This window comes from Nonomuraea sp. NPDC050790 (genome assembly GCF_044456745.1).
Classification (GTDB): Bacteria; Actinomycetota; Actinomycetes; order Streptosporangiales; family Streptosporangiaceae; genus Nonomuraea.
Genome location: NZ_JBITGF010000001.1, coordinates 274,478 through 289,178 on the forward strand (window position 1 = coordinate 274,478; position 14,701 = coordinate 289,178).

General features: G+C 71.1%; 14 protein-coding genes. 4 read left to right on the top strand and 10 right to left on the bottom strand.

From position 1 onward, the window contains the following. Nucleotides 1-48 precede the first annotated feature (48 nt). Together ACIBEJ_RS01360 and ACIBEJ_RS01365 are read left to right on the top strand one after the other, a co-directional pair. Nucleotides 49-1,617 (top strand): ABC-F family ATP-binding cassette domain-containing protein, encoded by a 1,569-nt coding sequence (locus tag ACIBEJ_RS01360; RefSeq protein ID WP_397180573.1) that lies wholly within the window; start codon nt 49-51, stop codon nt 1,615-1,617. Nucleotides 1,618-1,655: 38 nt separating this feature from the next. Continuing rightward, nucleotides 1,656-2,630 (top strand): hypothetical protein, encoded by a 975-nt coding sequence (locus tag ACIBEJ_RS01365; protein ID WP_397180574.1) that lies wholly within the window; start codon nt 1,656-1,658, stop codon nt 2,628-2,630. 45 nt (nt 2,631-2,675) lie between these two features. On the opposite strand, the gene ACIBEJ_RS01370 is transcribed toward ACIBEJ_RS01365, so the two are convergent. Both ACIBEJ_RS01370 and ACIBEJ_RS01375 read right to left on the bottom strand, forming a co-directional pair. After that, nucleotides 2,676-2,942, bottom strand: coding sequence for a zf-TFIIB domain-containing protein (locus tag ACIBEJ_RS01370; protein ID WP_397180575.1), 267 nt, complete (start codon nt 2,940-2,942; stop codon nt 2,676-2,678). A 46-nt stretch (nt 2,943-2,988) separates the two neighbouring features. Next, on the bottom strand, nt 2,989-3,846 hold the full coding sequence (locus ACIBEJ_RS01375) for a phosphotransferase family protein (protein WP_397180577.1): 858 nt from the start codon (nt 3,844-3,846) through the stop codon (nt 2,989-2,991). Nucleotides 3,847-3,893: 47 nt separating this feature from the next. Here ACIBEJ_RS01375 and ACIBEJ_RS01380 point away from each other — a divergent pair, with 47 nt between their 5' ends. Then, nucleotides 3,894-4,784, top strand: coding sequence for a TIGR03619 family F420-dependent LLM class oxidoreductase (locus ACIBEJ_RS01380; protein WP_397180578.1), 891 nt, complete (start codon nt 3,894-3,896; stop codon nt 4,782-4,784). A gap of 122 nt (nt 4,785-4,906) precedes the next feature. On the opposite strand, the gene ACIBEJ_RS01385 is transcribed toward ACIBEJ_RS01380, so the two are convergent. Next, complete coding sequence (locus tag ACIBEJ_RS01385) at nt 4,907-5,959, bottom strand: serine hydrolase domain-containing protein (protein ID WP_397180579.1); 1,053 nt, start codon at nt 5,957-5,959, stop codon at nt 4,907-4,909. Further along, entirely contained in the window at nt 5,959-6,861 is a 903-nt protein-coding gene (murQ, locus tag ACIBEJ_RS01390) for an N-acetylmuramic acid 6-phosphate etherase (RefSeq protein ID WP_397180580.1), read from the bottom strand. The genes ACIBEJ_RS01385 and murQ overlap by 1 nt, the downstream gene beginning before the upstream one ends. Nucleotides 6,862-6,918: 57 nt before the next feature. Between murQ and ACIBEJ_RS01395 the strand changes: the two genes are divergently transcribed. After that, nucleotides 6,919-8,037 (top strand): exo-beta-N-acetylmuramidase NamZ domain-containing protein, encoded by a 1,119-nt coding sequence (locus tag ACIBEJ_RS01395; protein WP_397180581.1) that lies wholly within the window; start codon nt 6,919-6,921, stop codon nt 8,035-8,037. On the opposite strand, the gene ACIBEJ_RS01400 is transcribed toward ACIBEJ_RS01395, so the two are convergent. The 6 genes from ACIBEJ_RS01400 to ACIBEJ_RS01425 are packed head-to-tail and all read right to left on the bottom strand — an operon-like array spanning nt 8,016 to nt 14,594. Next, nucleotides 8,016-8,888, bottom strand: coding sequence for a GNAT family N-acetyltransferase (locus ACIBEJ_RS01400; protein ID WP_397180582.1), 873 nt, complete (start codon nt 8,886-8,888; stop codon nt 8,016-8,018). The genes ACIBEJ_RS01395 and ACIBEJ_RS01400 overlap by 22 nt on opposite strands. After that, complete coding sequence (locus ACIBEJ_RS01405) at nt 8,885-9,895, bottom strand: ABC transporter ATP-binding protein (RefSeq protein WP_397180583.1); 1,011 nt, start codon at nt 9,893-9,895, stop codon at nt 8,885-8,887. Before ACIBEJ_RS01405 ends, ACIBEJ_RS01400 begins: the two co-directional genes overlap by 4 nt. Next, on the bottom strand, nt 9,892-10,902 hold the full coding sequence (locus ACIBEJ_RS01410; RefSeq protein WP_397180584.1) for an ABC transporter ATP-binding protein: 1,011 nt from the start codon (nt 10,900-10,902) through the stop codon (nt 9,892-9,894). The genes ACIBEJ_RS01405 and ACIBEJ_RS01410 overlap by 4 nt, the downstream gene beginning before the upstream one ends. 2 nt (nt 10,903-10,904) lie before the next feature. Further along, the gene (locus ACIBEJ_RS01415; protein WP_397180585.1) at nt 10,905-11,798 is read right to left on the bottom strand and encodes an ABC transporter permease; all 894 of its coding nucleotides are present in this window, start codon (nt 11,796-11,798) and stop codon (nt 10,905-10,907) included. After that, nucleotides 11,795-12,802: an ABC transporter permease gene (locus tag ACIBEJ_RS01420; RefSeq protein WP_397180586.1), complete on the bottom strand. Its 1,008-nt coding sequence runs from the start codon at nt 12,800-12,802 to the stop codon at nt 11,795-11,797. The genes ACIBEJ_RS01415 and ACIBEJ_RS01420 overlap by 4 nt, the downstream gene beginning before the upstream one ends. A 7-nt stretch (nt 12,803-12,809) precedes the next feature. Beyond that, nucleotides 12,810-14,594 carry an ABC transporter substrate-binding protein gene (locus ACIBEJ_RS01425; protein WP_397180587.1) on the bottom strand — a complete coding sequence of 595 codons (1,785 nt, stop codon included), beginning with the start codon at nt 14,592-14,594 and terminating at the stop codon, nt 12,810-12,812. Between the last annotated feature and the right edge of the window lie 107 nt (nt 14,595-14,701).

Here is a 14,701-nt window from a genome sequence, read left to right on the forward strand (position 1 = left end):
TTCCCGCCAAGTCACGAATTGTTGATCTTTTGTGACGGGAGCCACCTTATGTCATTTTCCGTAGTCATCGACCGCGTCTCCTACGGCTGGGCCGACGGGACGCAGGTGCTCGACCGGCTCGAGACCGCCTTCCCGGCGGGACGCACCGGACTGATCGGCGCCAACGGGTCGGGCAAGTCCACCCTGCTCAAGATCCTCGCCGGTGAGCTGCTGCCCACCGGCGGCAGCGTGAGCCTGTCCGGCCGGGTCGGCTACCTGGCGCAGAACCTCACCCTGCGCCACGAGTCCACCGTCGCCGACCTGCTCGGCATCAGCGAGGTCCGGGCCGCGCTGCGTGCCATCGAGTCGGGCGACGTGGCGCTCGCGCACTTCGAGACCGTCGGCGACGACTGGGACGTCGACGGCCGCGCCCGCGCCGAGCTCGACCGGCTGGGCCTGGACCACGTCGGCCTCGACCGGACCGTCGGCACGCTGTCCGGCGGCGAGGTCGTCATGGTCGGGCTGGCCGCGCAGTTCCTCAAGAACCCCGAGGTGCTGCTGCTCGACGAGCCCACCAACAACCTCGACCTGGACGCCCGCGAGCGGCTCTACGCCGCCGTCGGCGCCTGGCCGCGGGTGCTGGTGATGGTCAGCCACGACCGCGCCTTGCTGGCGCTGGCCGACCAGATCGCCGAGCTGCGCGAAGGCCGGGTGCGGATGTTCGGCGGCAACCTGGACGACTACGAGCGCATGCTCGCGGCCGAGCAGGAGGCGGCCGAGCGGACGCTGCGCACCGCCGAGGCGGACGTGCGCAGGCAGAAGCGTGACCTCGCCGAGGCGCACGTCAAGCTCGACCGCCGGGTCCGCTACGGCAACAAGATGAACGCCCAGAAGCGGGAGCCGAAGATCATCATGAACGCCCGCAAGCGGGAGGCCCAGGTCTCCGCGGGCAAGCACCGCATCATGCACACCGAGAAACTGGAGGGAGCCCGTGAACGGCTGACCGAGGCCGAGCAGGCCGTCCGCGAGGACCGCGAGATCCGCATCTCTTTGCCCGAGACCGCCGTGCCCGCCGGGCGCGTGGTTTTGGAGCTGCCACTGGGCGGGGGCGGCGCGGCCGTACTGGAGAGGCTGCTTGTCCAGGGGCCGGAGCGGATCGCGCTGACCGGGGCCAACGGCTCCGGCAAGACCACGCTGCTGCGGCGCATCGGGGACGGCGCCCAGGTGCCCGTCCGGTTCCTTCCGCAGCGCCTGGACCTGCTGGAGGAGGGCGCGAGCGTGCTCGACAACGTGCGCGCCTTCGCCCCCGACGCCGCCGTCACCGAGGTACGCGCGCGGCTGGCCCGCTTCCTGTTCCGCGGCGAGCGAGTCCACCAGACGGTGTCCACGCTGTCGGGCGGCGAGCGCTTCCGGGCCACGCTGGCGGCGCTGCTGTCGGCCGACCCGGCGCCGCAACTGCTCCTGCTGGACGAGCCCACCAACAACCTGGACCTGGCCAGCGTGCGCCAGCTCACCCAGGCGCTGTCGGCCTACCGGGGCGCGCTGATCGTGGCCAGCCACGATCTGCCGTTCCTGCGGGAGCTGGGCATCACCCGGTGGTTGCGGCAGGACAGGGAGCATGGCCTGTCGGAATCGTGAATTGACGCAAGGGGATCAACCGGGCAATAGTGTGGCAGGTGGCTGTCCCCCGGTTGATGACCTGCGTGCTCGCCCTCGCGACCCTCACCGCCTGTACCTCGGGCGTCAGCGGGCCCACCGGCGGCGAACCCGTCGCCAGGGGCGTCGCCGGCGGCCCCGGCACCGCCCGGCCCAGCACCGGCACGGGAACCACCGCGCCGCCCGCCACGGCGCTCACCCCGGAGAGCTACAAGAGCGAGCTGTCCGGCCGCAAGCAGGCCATGACCGACGCGATCGACTCCATGATGGGCGCCCGCACGGTCAAGACCCTGAACCAGCGGGTGGAACGTGCCGAGGAGGCCCTGCGCGGCGCCGCCGACGAGCTGTCGGCGGTGACGCCGCCCCCCGAGGTGCGCGCCCAGCACGACGCCTACGTCGGCAGCCTGCGCGAGTTCGCCGCCCAGCTCGGCTCGACCCTCGGCAAGGTCGGCAGCCGCGACGTGTGCACCCCCGGCGCGGTGCTCACCGACCTCGGCACGGCGCTCAAGCAGCTCGACGAGAGCGGCGCCGCGCTCCAGGCGGCCGGCGACTACCCGGCCGACGTCGTCGAGGTGAAGGCCGCCTCCAAGCAGACCCGGCGGCTGAGCAACGGCAAGTTCATCAAGCGGGAGGGCCTCAACGGCCGCAGCTCCCTGCAGATCGACAACGGCTCCACCCGCGACGCCGTGGTCACGGTGATGCGCGGCGGCACCAAGGCGTTCAGCATCTACATCCGCAAGAAGGCCAAGTACAAGGTACGCGGCGTCCGCGACGGCAACTACAAGATCTACTTCACCCACGGCGTCGACTGGGACGGCAAGAGCAGGGCTTTCACCCGCGACTGCAGCTTCGAGCGCTTCCAGAAGTCGGTGAAGTTCAAGACCACCTACACCTCGACGCAGATCCTCTGGCACGACTGGCGGATCACCCTGCACGCGGTCTCCGGCGGCAACGCGCCGACCGACCCCGTGGACCCGGAGAGCTTCCCCAAGTAGGCCGAAGGGCCGCACGGACGACCGCGCGGCCCCTTCTGCGTCACGTCAGGACGAGAACAGCATGCCGAGGAAGCTGTCCTTGCGACGGTGACCGTGGTGGTAGCCGCCGTGGTGACCCCCGTGGGAGGGAGCGCCCCAGGCCGGGCCGCCGGGCGCGGGCGGCGGCGCGGCACGGTACTGCGACTCCATCCTGGTGATCGTCTCGAGCTCGCCGTAGTCCAGGAAGATCCCCCGGCAGTTGTCACACTGCTCGATGTGGACCCCGTTGCGCTCATATGTCCGCATGTTGCCGCGGCACTTGGGGCACTGCATCCGCTTGGTCTCCTTGCCGTCAGGGGAAAACTCTGTGCGTGCGCCACTATGGCAGGCCCTGAGGGAGCCCGACAATTCTGTCGCACGCCTCGATCAACGAATGCTCCACCTCGTCGAGTTCCCGGCCGTCGCGGGCGGCGTTCACGACCGCCACCGCCGCGAGCTGCGCGGTCAGCGCGCGGGCCGGGACGTCCAGCCGCGCCCAGGGGTCGGCCGGGTCCAGCGCGGGGCCGCCGGAGGCCAGATATGCGCCCAGGAACCGCTCCCAGACGGGCGTCCCCAGCAGTCCCGCCGCGTACCAGGCCGCGGGCCTGGCCAGGTCCCAGACCGGGTCGCCGACGCCCAGGTCGTCGATGTCGATGAGCAGCCAGCGCTCGCGGCGCACGAGCTGGCCCAGGTGCCAGTCGCCGTGGGTGAGCAGTCCGGGGGTGGGCTCCGGCTCGGGCAGGCTGGCGAAGGCCCGCCGTACGAGCCGCTCGACGGGGCCGTCGCCCGGCATGCGCCGCACCGCGCGGGCGGCGCGCGCGGGTCCGCCCGCCTCGGGCAGCGGCATCACCAGCGGCAGGGGTACGGCATGCAGCCGCGCCAGCAGCCTGGCCCCCTCCTCCCACGGCGCCGTGTCCGGATCGACGGTCTGCCCGGCGGGCCAGACGGTGACGGCCCGCCCCGCCACCTTCAGCACCTCGGTTTCCAGGGGCGCGAGCATGATCCCGCTGAGCGCGGCGGCGGCGGTCGCGCGTAACCTCGGCGCCAGCAGCACCGGGTCGTCGCGCTCCGAGTGCGCCTTGACCACCACCTCGCCCCTGCGCACCACGACCACGTCGGTGCGGCTGGGATGGACGTCGGGCGCGCCCGTCCCCCCGTACTCGGCCGCCACCCTCGCCAGTTCTTCCGTGAGACCCACTTGATAAGACTAGGTGTCGCAGCACGATGACCGACCGGGGAGAACTCATGAAGATCAGCTTCGGGGCGCCGACCTCGGGTCCGTGGGCACGGCCGGACAACCTGCGTCAGGTGGCCGGACGTGCGGAGGAGCTCGGCTACGCGGGCCTGTGGACCTTCCAGCGCCTGCTCTATCCGGAGGGCCACCCGATGGGGCCCGTCTACCGTAGCGTGCACGATCCGCTCATCACGCTGGCCCACCTGTCGGCCGTCACGAGCCGGATCGAGCTGGGCGTGGGCGTGGTCAACGCGTTCATGCAGCCGGTGATGCTGGCCAAGCAGTTCGCCACGCTCCAGACGCTCGCGGGCGGCCGGCTGGTGGCCGGGGTCGGGCTGGGCTGGGTGGAGGAGGAGTTCACCGCCTCGGGCGTGGACTTCGCCGGGCGCGGGCGCAGGGCCGAGGAGTTCGTGCAGGTGCTGCGCGCCTGCTGGAACGACGAGGTCGTGGCCTACGAGGGCGAGTTCTACCGGGTGCCGCCCGCCCACATGGACCCCAAGCCGGAGCCGGGCCCGCCGCCCGTCCTCCTGGGCGGGGCGGCCGAGCCCGCGCTGCGCAGGGCCGGGCGGATCGGCGACGGCTGGATGAGCTCCAGCCGCGAGGACCTCACCACGATCGACGCGAAGATCGCCGTGGTGCGGGCGGCGGCCGAGGAGGCCGGGCGCGACCCGGGCGCGCTGCGCTTCGTCGTCAGGGGCGTCACCAAGGTCCGTTCCGGGCAGCGGGCGCCGCTGACCGGAACCTACGAGCAGATCCGCGCCGACGTGGACGAACTGGCCGGCAAGGGCGTGACCGAGCTCTTCCACGACCTCAACTTCGACCCCGAGATCGTCACCGCCGAGCCGGGGGAGGCCATGCGCCGCGCCGAGGAGGCCCTGGAGGCACTCGCCCCACGTCCCTAGCCAGCAGCTCGCCCCCGTCCCTGGCTACCAGCGCCCCCAGTCCCTAGCCACCAGCTCGTCCCGTCCCTGGCTACTGGCTCGCTCCCACTGCCTGGCTACCAGGCCGGGCGAGGGGTTCCTGGCTAGCGGGCCAGGCGGAGGGCCTCCGCGGCGACGGCGTGGCGCAGGGCGCGGATGCCGTCCCTGCCGCGTACCGGGTGGACGAAGTTGGTGAGCAGGACGACCGTCAGGCGGTGCGTGGGATCGACGACCAGCGAGGTGCCGGTGAAGCCGGAGTGGCCGAAGGCGCCCTCCAGCGGGCCGACGATGGACGGGTCGCCGAGCCGTACGCCCAGACCGTGGCGGAAGGCGGCGCCTTCCGCGCCCTGGTCGCGCAGCATCTCGGCGACGGTCTCCGGCCGCAGCACGGGCCCGCCGCCGAGCCGCAGGTTCTCGCCGAAGCGCAGCACGTCGTCGGCCGTGGAGAAGATCCCCGCGTGCCCGGCGACGCCGCCGAGGCCGTACGCGGTCTCGTCGTGCACCCGCCCGCGCACGCAGCCGGGGCCGGGACGCTCCGGCTTCCACTCGGTGGCGGCGATCCTGGGCAGCTCGGCGGCGCCGGGGTTGTAGCCGGTGTCGGAAAGGCCCAGCGGGCCGGTGACCCGGTCACGGGCGAGCTCGTCGAGCGGCGCCCCACCGGCCAGCTCGGCGATCCGGCCGACGGTGACCATGCCGACGTCGGTGTAGAGGTACGGCCCGCCGACCGGCCCGGTCACCGGCGTGGCGAGCATGGCGGCCATGCGCTCAGCCGGATCGGCGTCGGGCAGTTCGAGGTCGATGCGGCGGGTGGCCTGCAGCCCGGCGGTGTGGGTGAGCAGCCGGCGCAGCGTGATGCGCGGATCCTTGCCCGGCAGCCACCTGGCCACCGGCTCGTCCAGCCCCACGAGCCCGTCCTCGGCCAGCGACAGCACCACGGACGTGGTGAACAGCTTGCTGATCGAGGCCAGGTCGAAGATCGAGTCGCGGCGGGCCGCCGGCCGTTCCCCGGCGAGCGTGAACTCCAGGTCGGTGTAGCGGACCAGTTCGCCCGCGACGGAGGAGGCGGCCACGGCGCCGTCGACGGAGATGACCGCCACGGCGGCCGGGACGGTGCCGGGAACCGCTTCCGCCAGGATCGCGTCGAGCCGGTCGGACATCAGCTCTGCGCGCCTTCCAGCGCGTCGGCCAGCCGTTCCCCGTGCTCCTCCAGCAGCGTGCGCGCGGCCTCGACGCCGATGCCGTGCCTGATCATCAGCACCGCGACCTTGGCCTGGCCGTCGGCGCTCTCCAGCGCCTTGCGCGCGGCCCCGGCGTCGGCGCCGGTGATGTCGGCGACCATGCGCACCGCCCGCCCGGCCAGCTTGGAGTTCATGGCCGACATCTCGATCATCTGGTTGCCGTAGGTACGGCCCAGCCTGACCATCGAGATCGTGGAGATCATGTTCAGCACGAGCTTCTGGGCGGTGCCCGCCTTGAGCCTGGTCGAACCGGTCACCACCTCGGGCCCCACGACGACCTCGATCCCGTGCTCGGCCGCCGCCGACAAGGGCGCGCCGGCGTTGCACGACAGGCCCACGGTCAGCGCCCCGCGCCCGGCGGCCTCACCGAGCGCGCCGATCACGAAAGGGGCGCGCCCGCTGGCCGAGACGCCGACGACGGAGTCGTCCGCGCCGACCTCCAGCTCCGCGATCGCGGCGGCGCCCGCCTCGGCGTCGTCCTCGGCGCCCTCGATGGAACGGGTCAGCGCGTCGGGGCCGCCGGCGATGACGCCCTGGACCAGCGACGGGTCCGTGCCGAACGTGGGCGGGCACTCCGAGGCGTCCAGCACGGCCAGCCGGCCCGAGGTGCCCGCGCCGACGTAGATCAGCCGGCCGCCGGCGGCCATCCGCGCGGCGATCGCGTCGATGGCGGCGGAGATGTCCGGCACGGCCACGGCGACCGCGGCGGGGACGGACGCGTCGGCCTGGTTCATCAACTGGGCGATCTGCTCGGTCGGCAGCCGGTCGATCTGGCTGTAGCGCGGATCGCTCTGTTCCGTGGACAGCTCCGGATCACTCATGACGCTAATTTCCACCATCTACTTCTCTCTTGTAAATAACTTTCAGACAATGGGTTCATGCAACACGTACGAACCGGAGCGGAACGCCTGGCCAACGACCCCTCGCTCGTCCCCGGCGAGCGGATCGGCCTCATCACCAACCCGACGGGCGTCCTGCCCGACCTGACGCCCACCCTGGAGGCGCTGCTGGCGGCCGGAGTGCCGGTCACGGCGCTGTTCGGGCCCGAGCACGGCATGCGCGGCACCGCCCAGGCGGGCTTCAGCGAGCAGGACGCGCTCGACCCCAGGTCCGGGCTGCCCGTCTACGACACCCACCAGATCTCCGGCGCCGAGCTGGACGCCGTCGTGGCCGCCTCGGGGGTGGACACGCTGGTCTTCGACATCGCCGACGTCGGCACCCGCTTCTACACCTACATCTGGACGATGTACGACCTGCTGGCCTCCGCCGTCCGGCTGGGCGTGCGCTTCGCCGTCCTCGACCGGCCCAACCCCCTCGGCGGGACCGTCGTCGAGGGCCCCCTGCTCGACCCCGCCTTCGCCAGCTTCGTCGGCCGCTTCCCGCTGCCGATCCGCCACGGCAGGACCGCGGGGGAGCTGGCCCTGATGTTCGACCCCGGCGTGCGGGTCGTCGAGATGGACGGCTGGACGCGCGAGATGTCCTACGCCGAGACCGGGCTGCCCTGGGTGATGCCGTCGGTCAACATGCCGACCGTCGACACCGCCCTGGTCTACCCCGGCACCGGGTTGTTCGAGGGCACCAACTTCTCCGAGGGCCGGGGGACCACCCGGCCGTTCGAGCTGGTCGGCGCGCCGTACGCGGACGAGCGCTACGCCCGCGAGCTCAACGCCCTCGGCCTGCCCGGCGTCCGCTTCCGCGAGGTGTACTTCACCCCCACCTTCCAGAAGCACGCCGGGACCACCGTGTGCGGCGTCCAGCTCCACGTGCACGACCGGCGGGCCTTCCGCCCCGTGCTCACCGGCCTGTCGATGCTCCACCTGGCGCGCGTCCTCTACCCGGGCGACTTCGCCTGGTGGGGCCCCGACCTGTTCATGGAGCACCTGTGGGGCTCCGACACGCTCACGCGCTGCCTGGACGACGGCGGCGATCCCCGCCAACTGTGTCCCGACCCCAGCCTCCCCGATGGCCACCTGCTCTACCCCAGCTCGCGGCGGTAGAGCCAGAAGACGCGTTCGGCTCGCGCGCCCACGGCGCGCGAGTAGAACCGCAGCGGTCCCACCCACCCGATCTGCGCGTCGGCCTGCCCCTCGTCACGCTGGCAGGCCAGCGCGCGGCGCAGCAGCACCCGCCCCACGCCGAGACCCTGCGCCGCCGGGGCGGTGCCCATCGGGCCGAACCAGCCCGGCCGCCCGCCCCACGCCGCGAACGCCAGGATCTCCCCGTCGCGCTCGGCGTAGACGATGCCGTCGGCCGTCTCGGCCTCCCAGGCCCAGCTCTCGTTCCAGTTGCGGCGGACGAACTCCACGATCGGCGTCCTGTCGTCGCCGCCGGTGCGCACGCCGACGCGCACGCCCTGCCCCTCCAGCCGCGCCAGGTCCCGCTCCACCGACAGGTCCGCGGTGAGGTCGGCCGTCATGTTCCACGCCACGTGGTAGCGCTCGTAGCCCAGCCGCTCGGCCAGCGCCGCCGCGGGCGTGTAGCGCACGTCGATGCCCGGCCACGCGTAGCAGGGCGGGTTGCCCGCGAAGCGCGCCTGCGCCGCGCCGTGCGCGCGCAGCCACTCCTCGGCCGCGCGCACCAGCTCCCGGCCGCGCCCCTTGCCCTGCGCGTCCGGATGTACGGCCAGCAGGTCGATGTGCCCGATCGAGGCGTCCCGCGTCGACATGGAGGCGAAGACCACCCCGCCGCCCTCGGCGATCGCGGTCCAGCGCCGGTCGGCGGGCGGCCGCGACAGCCGCCTGACCAGCGCCGCCCCCTCCGCACGGTCAAAGGTCAGCGCCGCCCCCGCGATCCGCTCAGCCTCAGCCAGCTCGGCTTCGGCCCCGTGCGTTCCCCCCACGGGCCTCACACGCCGCTCATCGGCCGGGCGATCACGTCGCGGCGCTCGGGGAAGAAGCAGGCGTGCTCCTGCGGCGCCCCCTCGGTCACCTGGAGCACCGGCCGCTCGGTTTCACAGCGGTCCTGGCGGAACGGGCACCGGCTGGCGAACAGGCAGCCCTGCGACTCCTGGCTGCCGTCCATGGCCTCGACCGGCACCACCGGCTGGCGGCCGGGCTCCTCCAGGCCGTGCAGCACCGGGATCGCCGACAGCAGCGACTGCGTGTACGGATGCACCGGGTCGGCGATCACCGTGTCCACCGGGCCGCGCTCGACGACCTGGCCCCGGTAGATGACGTACATCTCGCCGTCGTCGCCGATGTAGCGCGAGGTCGCCACGTCGTGGGTGATGAACAGCACGCTGACGCCGAGCCGTTCGCGCAGGTCCTTCAGCAGTGCGAGGATGCCCAGCCGCAGCGACACGTCGATCATGGAGACGGCCTCGTCGGCGACCAGCACCTCCGGGTCCACGGTCAGCGCGCGGGCGATGACCACCCGCTGGCGCATGCCGCCCGACAACTGGTGCGGATAACGCGACAGCACGCTGCCCGGGTCCAGGCCGACCAGCGACAGCACCTCCGCCGCCCGCTCGTCGATCCACTTCTCGCCGCGGCCCGTCTGCTTGGCGCGCAGCTTCAGCGGCGCGTACAGCGTCTGGTGGATGGTCCGCGTCGGGTTCAGCGCCGAGTACGGGTCCTGGTGGATCATCTGGATGCGGCGGAAGTACGGCTGACGCTGCTTCGGCTTCAACGACGACATCTGGGTGCCGTTGATCCCGATCTCACCGCCGTCGTAGGTCTCCAGGCCGGCGATGATCCGGCCCAGCGTCGTCTTGCCGCAGCCCGACTCGCCGATGAACGAGACCGCGCCGCCCTTCGGGATCTCGAAGTCCACCCCGCGCAGCGCCTGGACCTCCCGGCTCCCGAGCACGTTGCCCCGCTGCCTGAAGGTCTTGGTGATGCCCTTCCCCGTGATCACGCGTGCTCGCCCTCCCTGGATGGCACCTTGACGGCTTTCTCGACGGCGTGACAGGCCACGATGCGCTCGCCGTACGCCTGGGCCGCCGGGTCGACGGTGTCGCAGACGTCCATGCGCAGCGCGCAGCGCTCGCGGAACACGCAGCCCTCCTTGGGCACGGTGGCCAGGGTGGGCGGGCGTCCCGGCAGCGCCTGGGCCTCGTTGATGTCGCCGACCAGGCGGGGGATGGCCCTGATCAGGCCCTTGGTGTACGGGTGCCGCGGCTCGGCCAGCACCTCGCGGGTGGGGCCCTGCTCGACCAGGCGGCCGCCGTACATGACCGCGAGATGGTCGGCCACCTCGGCCACGACGCCGATGTCGTGGGTGATGATCAGCGTGGTGAGGCCGCGCTCGGCGTGCACCTCGCGCACGATCCTCAGGATGTTCGACTGGGTGATCATGTCGAGCGCGGTGGTCGGCTCGTCGAGCACCACGAGGTGCGCGTTGAGGACCAGCGCCAGCATGATGCCGACGCGCTGGCGCATGCCGCCCGACAGCTCGTGCTGGTGGGAGTCGAGCACCCGCGCGCCGTCCAGGCCCATCCGGCCCAGCAGCTCCTTGGCCTCCCTGACCAGGGCGCGCAGGTCCTCCACGCCGTGCGAGCGGCCGAGGTCGAGCAGTTGCTTGCCGACGGTCTTGAGGGGGTTCAGCGAGTTCTGCGCGGCCTGGAAGACGTAGCCGACGTGCCGGCCGCGGGCCTTGCGCAGTTGCTCGCCCTTGAACTCGGCGACGTTGCCGAGCCCGTCGATCTCCACGCTGCCGTGCTGGATGCGGCCGGGCGGCTGGACCGCGTTGAGCAGCGACAGCGCCATCGTGGACTTGCCTGAGCCGGACTCGCCCACGATGCCGGTGATGGTGCCCGGCTTCAGCTCCAGACTGACATCGCGCACGGCGGGCAGCTCGCCCGCCGGGGTCTTGTAGACGACCGTCAGGCCGTCGATGCGCACTCCCGGCGCCTGTTGTGCCACCTCTACTCCTCGCGCAGCCGGGGGTTGAAGATCTCGTCCATGGCGTCGACCACGAGCACGATGCCGAGCGTGAGCAGCAGGATCGCCAGCAGCGGCGCCAGCAGGTACCCGAGCGCGTACGGCTGGATCATCGCGCCGGCCTGGAAGACCGCCAGGTTGAGCATGACGCCCCAGTTGTCCGACTCGTACGGCAGGACGCCGAGGAAGAACAGGCCGACCTGCGCGTAGACGGCGCCGGTGACCGCGATGAGCATGTTCATCGCGATGTAGGGCGCCATGCTCGGCAGCAGCTCCTTGCCGACGATGTGCGTCGTGGACAGCCCCAGCCCGCGCGCCGCCTCGATGAAGCCGCGCTCGCGCAATGACAGCGTCTGCGCCCGTACGGCTCGCGCCACCCCGCCCCAGCCCAGCAGCCCGAGCACCAGTCCCATCTGGAACGGGTTGCCGAACTTCCACACCGTGGCCAGCACCAGCAGCAGCGGCAGGCCGGGGATGGTGAGCTTCATGTCGGTGACCCGCATGAGCACGGTGTCCCAGCGGCCCCGCTTGAAGCCGGAGAACAGTCCGAGCCCGGTGCCGACGACGACCGTGATGAACGCGGTCACCGCCGCGCTGAGCAGGACGTACCGCGAGCCCTTGACGACCAGCGCGATCACGTCGCGGCCCTGGGGGTCGGTGCCGAACCAGTGCTCCCAGCTGGGCGGCTGGGTGATCGCGTTGGCGTTGTCGGGCAGGATGTCCGGATAGAACATCGGCCCGAAGACGCCCATGAACGCGAAGCCCAGGATGATGACGACGCCCGCCATGCGGCTGGGCTTGCGCCTCATGACGCGCCACACGCCTTGCCAGAAGTTGCGGCGCATGGTGGCGGTCGTGCTCTCCAGCATGATGCTCATGAGACCTCCTCCCCGCTGCGCACCCGCGGGTCGATCACGGTGTAGAACAGGTCGGCCACGATGTTGGCGACGATGACCGAGGCGGTGATCAGCAGGAACGCGCCGCCCATGAGCGGGTAGTCGCGCAGGGTGATGCTGTCGATGAGCAGCAGTCCCAGACCCGGGTAGTTGAAGATCTTCTCGATGAACACCGCGCCGCCCAGCAGCAGGCCGAGCGAGAGCGCCAGGATCGTGAACAGCGGCAGGATCGCGTTGCGGGCGATGTAGCGGAAGACGATCGAGCGCTTCATCCCGCGCAGCTCCGCGGCCAGGATGAAGTCGTCGCCGAGCACGGTCACCACGCTCGACTTCATCGCCAGGATCCAGCCGCCGTAGGCCGACAGGGCGTACGTGGCGACGGGCAGGACGGCGTGCTCGGCCAGCGAGCCGAGGTAGCCGGCGTTCCAGCCGGGCTCGAACAGGATGTCCACCGGGCTGTCGTGCGGCAGGATCGGCATCAGCGTCGCGAAGATGACCACGAGCAGCATCGCCAGGATGTACTGCGGGATGCCGTGCAGCAGCGAGCCGGAGATCGCCAGGGCGTCGCCGAGCTTGCCGGTGCGCTTGATCGCCGCGTAGACGCCGAAGATCACGCCGACGAGGAAGCTGAGCAGGGTGCCGATGAGCACCGGAAGAACGGTCCATTTCGCCGCCTCGGTGAGCACCGCCGTGACCGGCTGTCCCGGCCGGGTGATCGAGATGCCGAGGTCGAGGCGGAACAGCCCGCCCATGTAGGCGACGTACTGGTCCCACATCGAGCCCGAGGGCAGGAAGCCGTACATCACCTTCGTGGCCTGCATGGCCGCCTCGGGCGACATGCCGCCTTCGAGCAGCTTCTCGTACCGGGCCGCCACCGGGTCGCCCGGGATGTTGTTGACGATGAAGAAGCTGATCGTGGCGACCACGAGGATCATGACGATCCCGCGGGCCAGGTGGCCCGCGAGACGCCGCGCGATAACCGTCATGGGTGCCTTACTGCTTCTTCTTGACCAGACCCTGCTGGATCCAGACACCCGAGGGAAGGACGCCGGTTCCGAGGCGCAGGACCTCGTCGTCGTGGGGCCAGCCGGTGAAGCGGCTGTTGTTGACGAACTGGTTGTTGACGTAGTCCCAGAGCTGGATGACCGGCAGGTCCTGGTTGGCGGCCTGGGCGAGCTGGCTCATGATCGGCTTGGCCTCCTCGGCGCCGACCGAGTTCAGCTTGGCGGTGAGCTCACCGGGGTTGATCTTGCCGCCCTCGACCTCGATCTGCTCGGGGCTGCCCATCCAGTTGCCGCTCTTGCCGGCGGCCGAGTGCTTGACCTTGCCGCCGACGTTGGCCCAGCCGTTGCTTGCGCCGTAGAGGCGCTGGAAGATGTCGTACGGCGCGGGGCCGAGCGCGATCAGCCAGAAGCCGACGTCGTACTTGCCCGCCGCGAGCTCCTCCAGGTAGACCGGGTAGTCAGCCGTGGTCACGACCTCGGCGTCGATCCCGGCCTTGGTGAGCTGGCTCTTGATGTTCTCCTGCGCCGACAGCCAGTCGGAGAAACCGGCCGGCGCGTGCATGGAGACCTTCCACGGCGAGCCGTCGGCCAGCGTCCACTTGCCGTCCTTCTTGGTCAGGCCGGCGGTCTTGAACTCCTCCTCGGCCTTGGCCAGGTCCGCCTTGTACGGCTCCAGCTTGGGCAGCGTCTCGGGGATCCAGGCGTCGGCCGCCTTCTGGTGGATGCCGCTGGTGGTGGTCGCCGCGGTGCCGCCCTCGGGCGAGGCCACCTTGGTGACCTGCTCGCGGTCGATCAGGTAGGCCAGGCCCCTGCGCACGTGCACGTTGTCGTAGGGCTTCTTGCTCTGGTTGAAGGCCATGCTCACCGCGACGGGGGAGTAGCCCTTGATGACCTCGCTGCCCGGAGCGGCCTTGATGCGGTTCATCACGTCGGTCGGAGCGGCGACGAAGCCGGAGTGGTCGAGCTTGCCCTGGGTGAGGTAGTTCCAGATCTGCTCGTTGCCGGTGTAGTTGAGGAACTTCACCTGGTCGGGGGCCACGTTGGCGACGTTGAAGAAGTGCTTGTTCTTGACCAGCAGCGCCTCGCCGGGGTTGGCCCGCTCAAGCACGAACGGGCCGCCGGCCACGTCCTTCTGCGGTGCGAACGCGATCACCTGCTGGCCCAGCTTGGTGATGTCCTCGCGGGCCTTCTCGGCCTCGGGGCCGTCACCGCGCGCGGTCTTGATCGTGTCCCAGATGGTGGCGGGGACCGCGGCGCTCCAGATGTGGGCGGGCAGGACCGTGGTGTCCAGCACGCCGCGGGCGAACTTGGGGCTGGGGTTGGCCAGATCCTGCGTGATCTTGATGGTCTTCTCGTCCACAACGGTCACGTCGGCCGCGGCGCCGGCGGCGCCCGGGGTGACGGCGAAGGCCGTGCTGCCCTGCGTGTAGGCGAGGGCGATGGAGAGCTTGACGTCCTCCGCGGTCACCGGCTTGCCGTCGGACCACTTGGCGTTCGGCTGCAGCTTCAGCGTGATGGAGGAGTTGTCCGGCGCGATCTCCCAACTGGCCGCCATTCCCGGCAGGGCCTTGTTGGGGTCGGTCAGGTGGTTGACGACCCAGCCGATCTTCATCGTGGTGTACCCCGGGAAGGCGTTGCCCTTCGGGTTGTACGGGTTCGGCGGCGCGCTCGCGTCGATGCCCGGCCTGTTCACGTCGATCGTGGTGAAGAGCCCGCCACCACCGCCCGAGCCGGACTTGTTGGTGGTGCCGCTGCCGCCGCTACACGCTGTCACGCCGGCTGCAAGGCCCAGCAACGCCACTACCGCTGCTAGTCGCTTCATTTACCGCTCCGGAGATAGTTCTGGGGTTGTCCGGACCTTATGTGCAGGTGGAGAAGGCG

Coding starts and splice junctions, on each gene's coding strand:
- murQ (WP_397180580.1), bottom strand. CDS start 6,861: ATGAGTGATCCGGAGCTGTCCACGGAACAGAGCGATCCGCGCTACAGC.
- ACIBEJ_RS01370 (WP_397180575.1), bottom strand. CDS start 2,942: ATGCAGTGCCCCAAGTGCCGCGGCAACATGCGGACATATGAGCGCAAC.
- ACIBEJ_RS01380 (WP_397180578.1), top strand. CDS start 3,894: ATGAAGATCAGCTTCGGGGCGCCGACCTCGGGTCCGTGGGCACGGCCG.
- ACIBEJ_RS01420 (WP_397180586.1), bottom strand. CDS start 12,802: ATGACGGTTATCGCGCGGCGTCTCGCGGGCCACCTGGCCCGCGGGATC.
- ACIBEJ_RS01415 (WP_397180585.1), bottom strand. CDS start 11,798: ATGAGCATCATGCTGGAGAGCACGACCGCCACCATGCGCCGCAACTTC.
- ACIBEJ_RS01395 (WP_397180581.1), top strand. CDS start 6,919: ATGCAACACGTACGAACCGGAGCGGAACGCCTGGCCAACGACCCCTCG.
- ACIBEJ_RS01360 (WP_397180573.1), top strand. CDS start 49: ATGTCATTTTCCGTAGTCATCGACCGCGTCTCCTACGGCTGGGCCGAC.
- ACIBEJ_RS01385 (WP_397180579.1), bottom strand. CDS start 5,959: ATGTCCGACCGGCTCGACGCGATCCTGGCGGAAGCGGTTCCCGGCACC.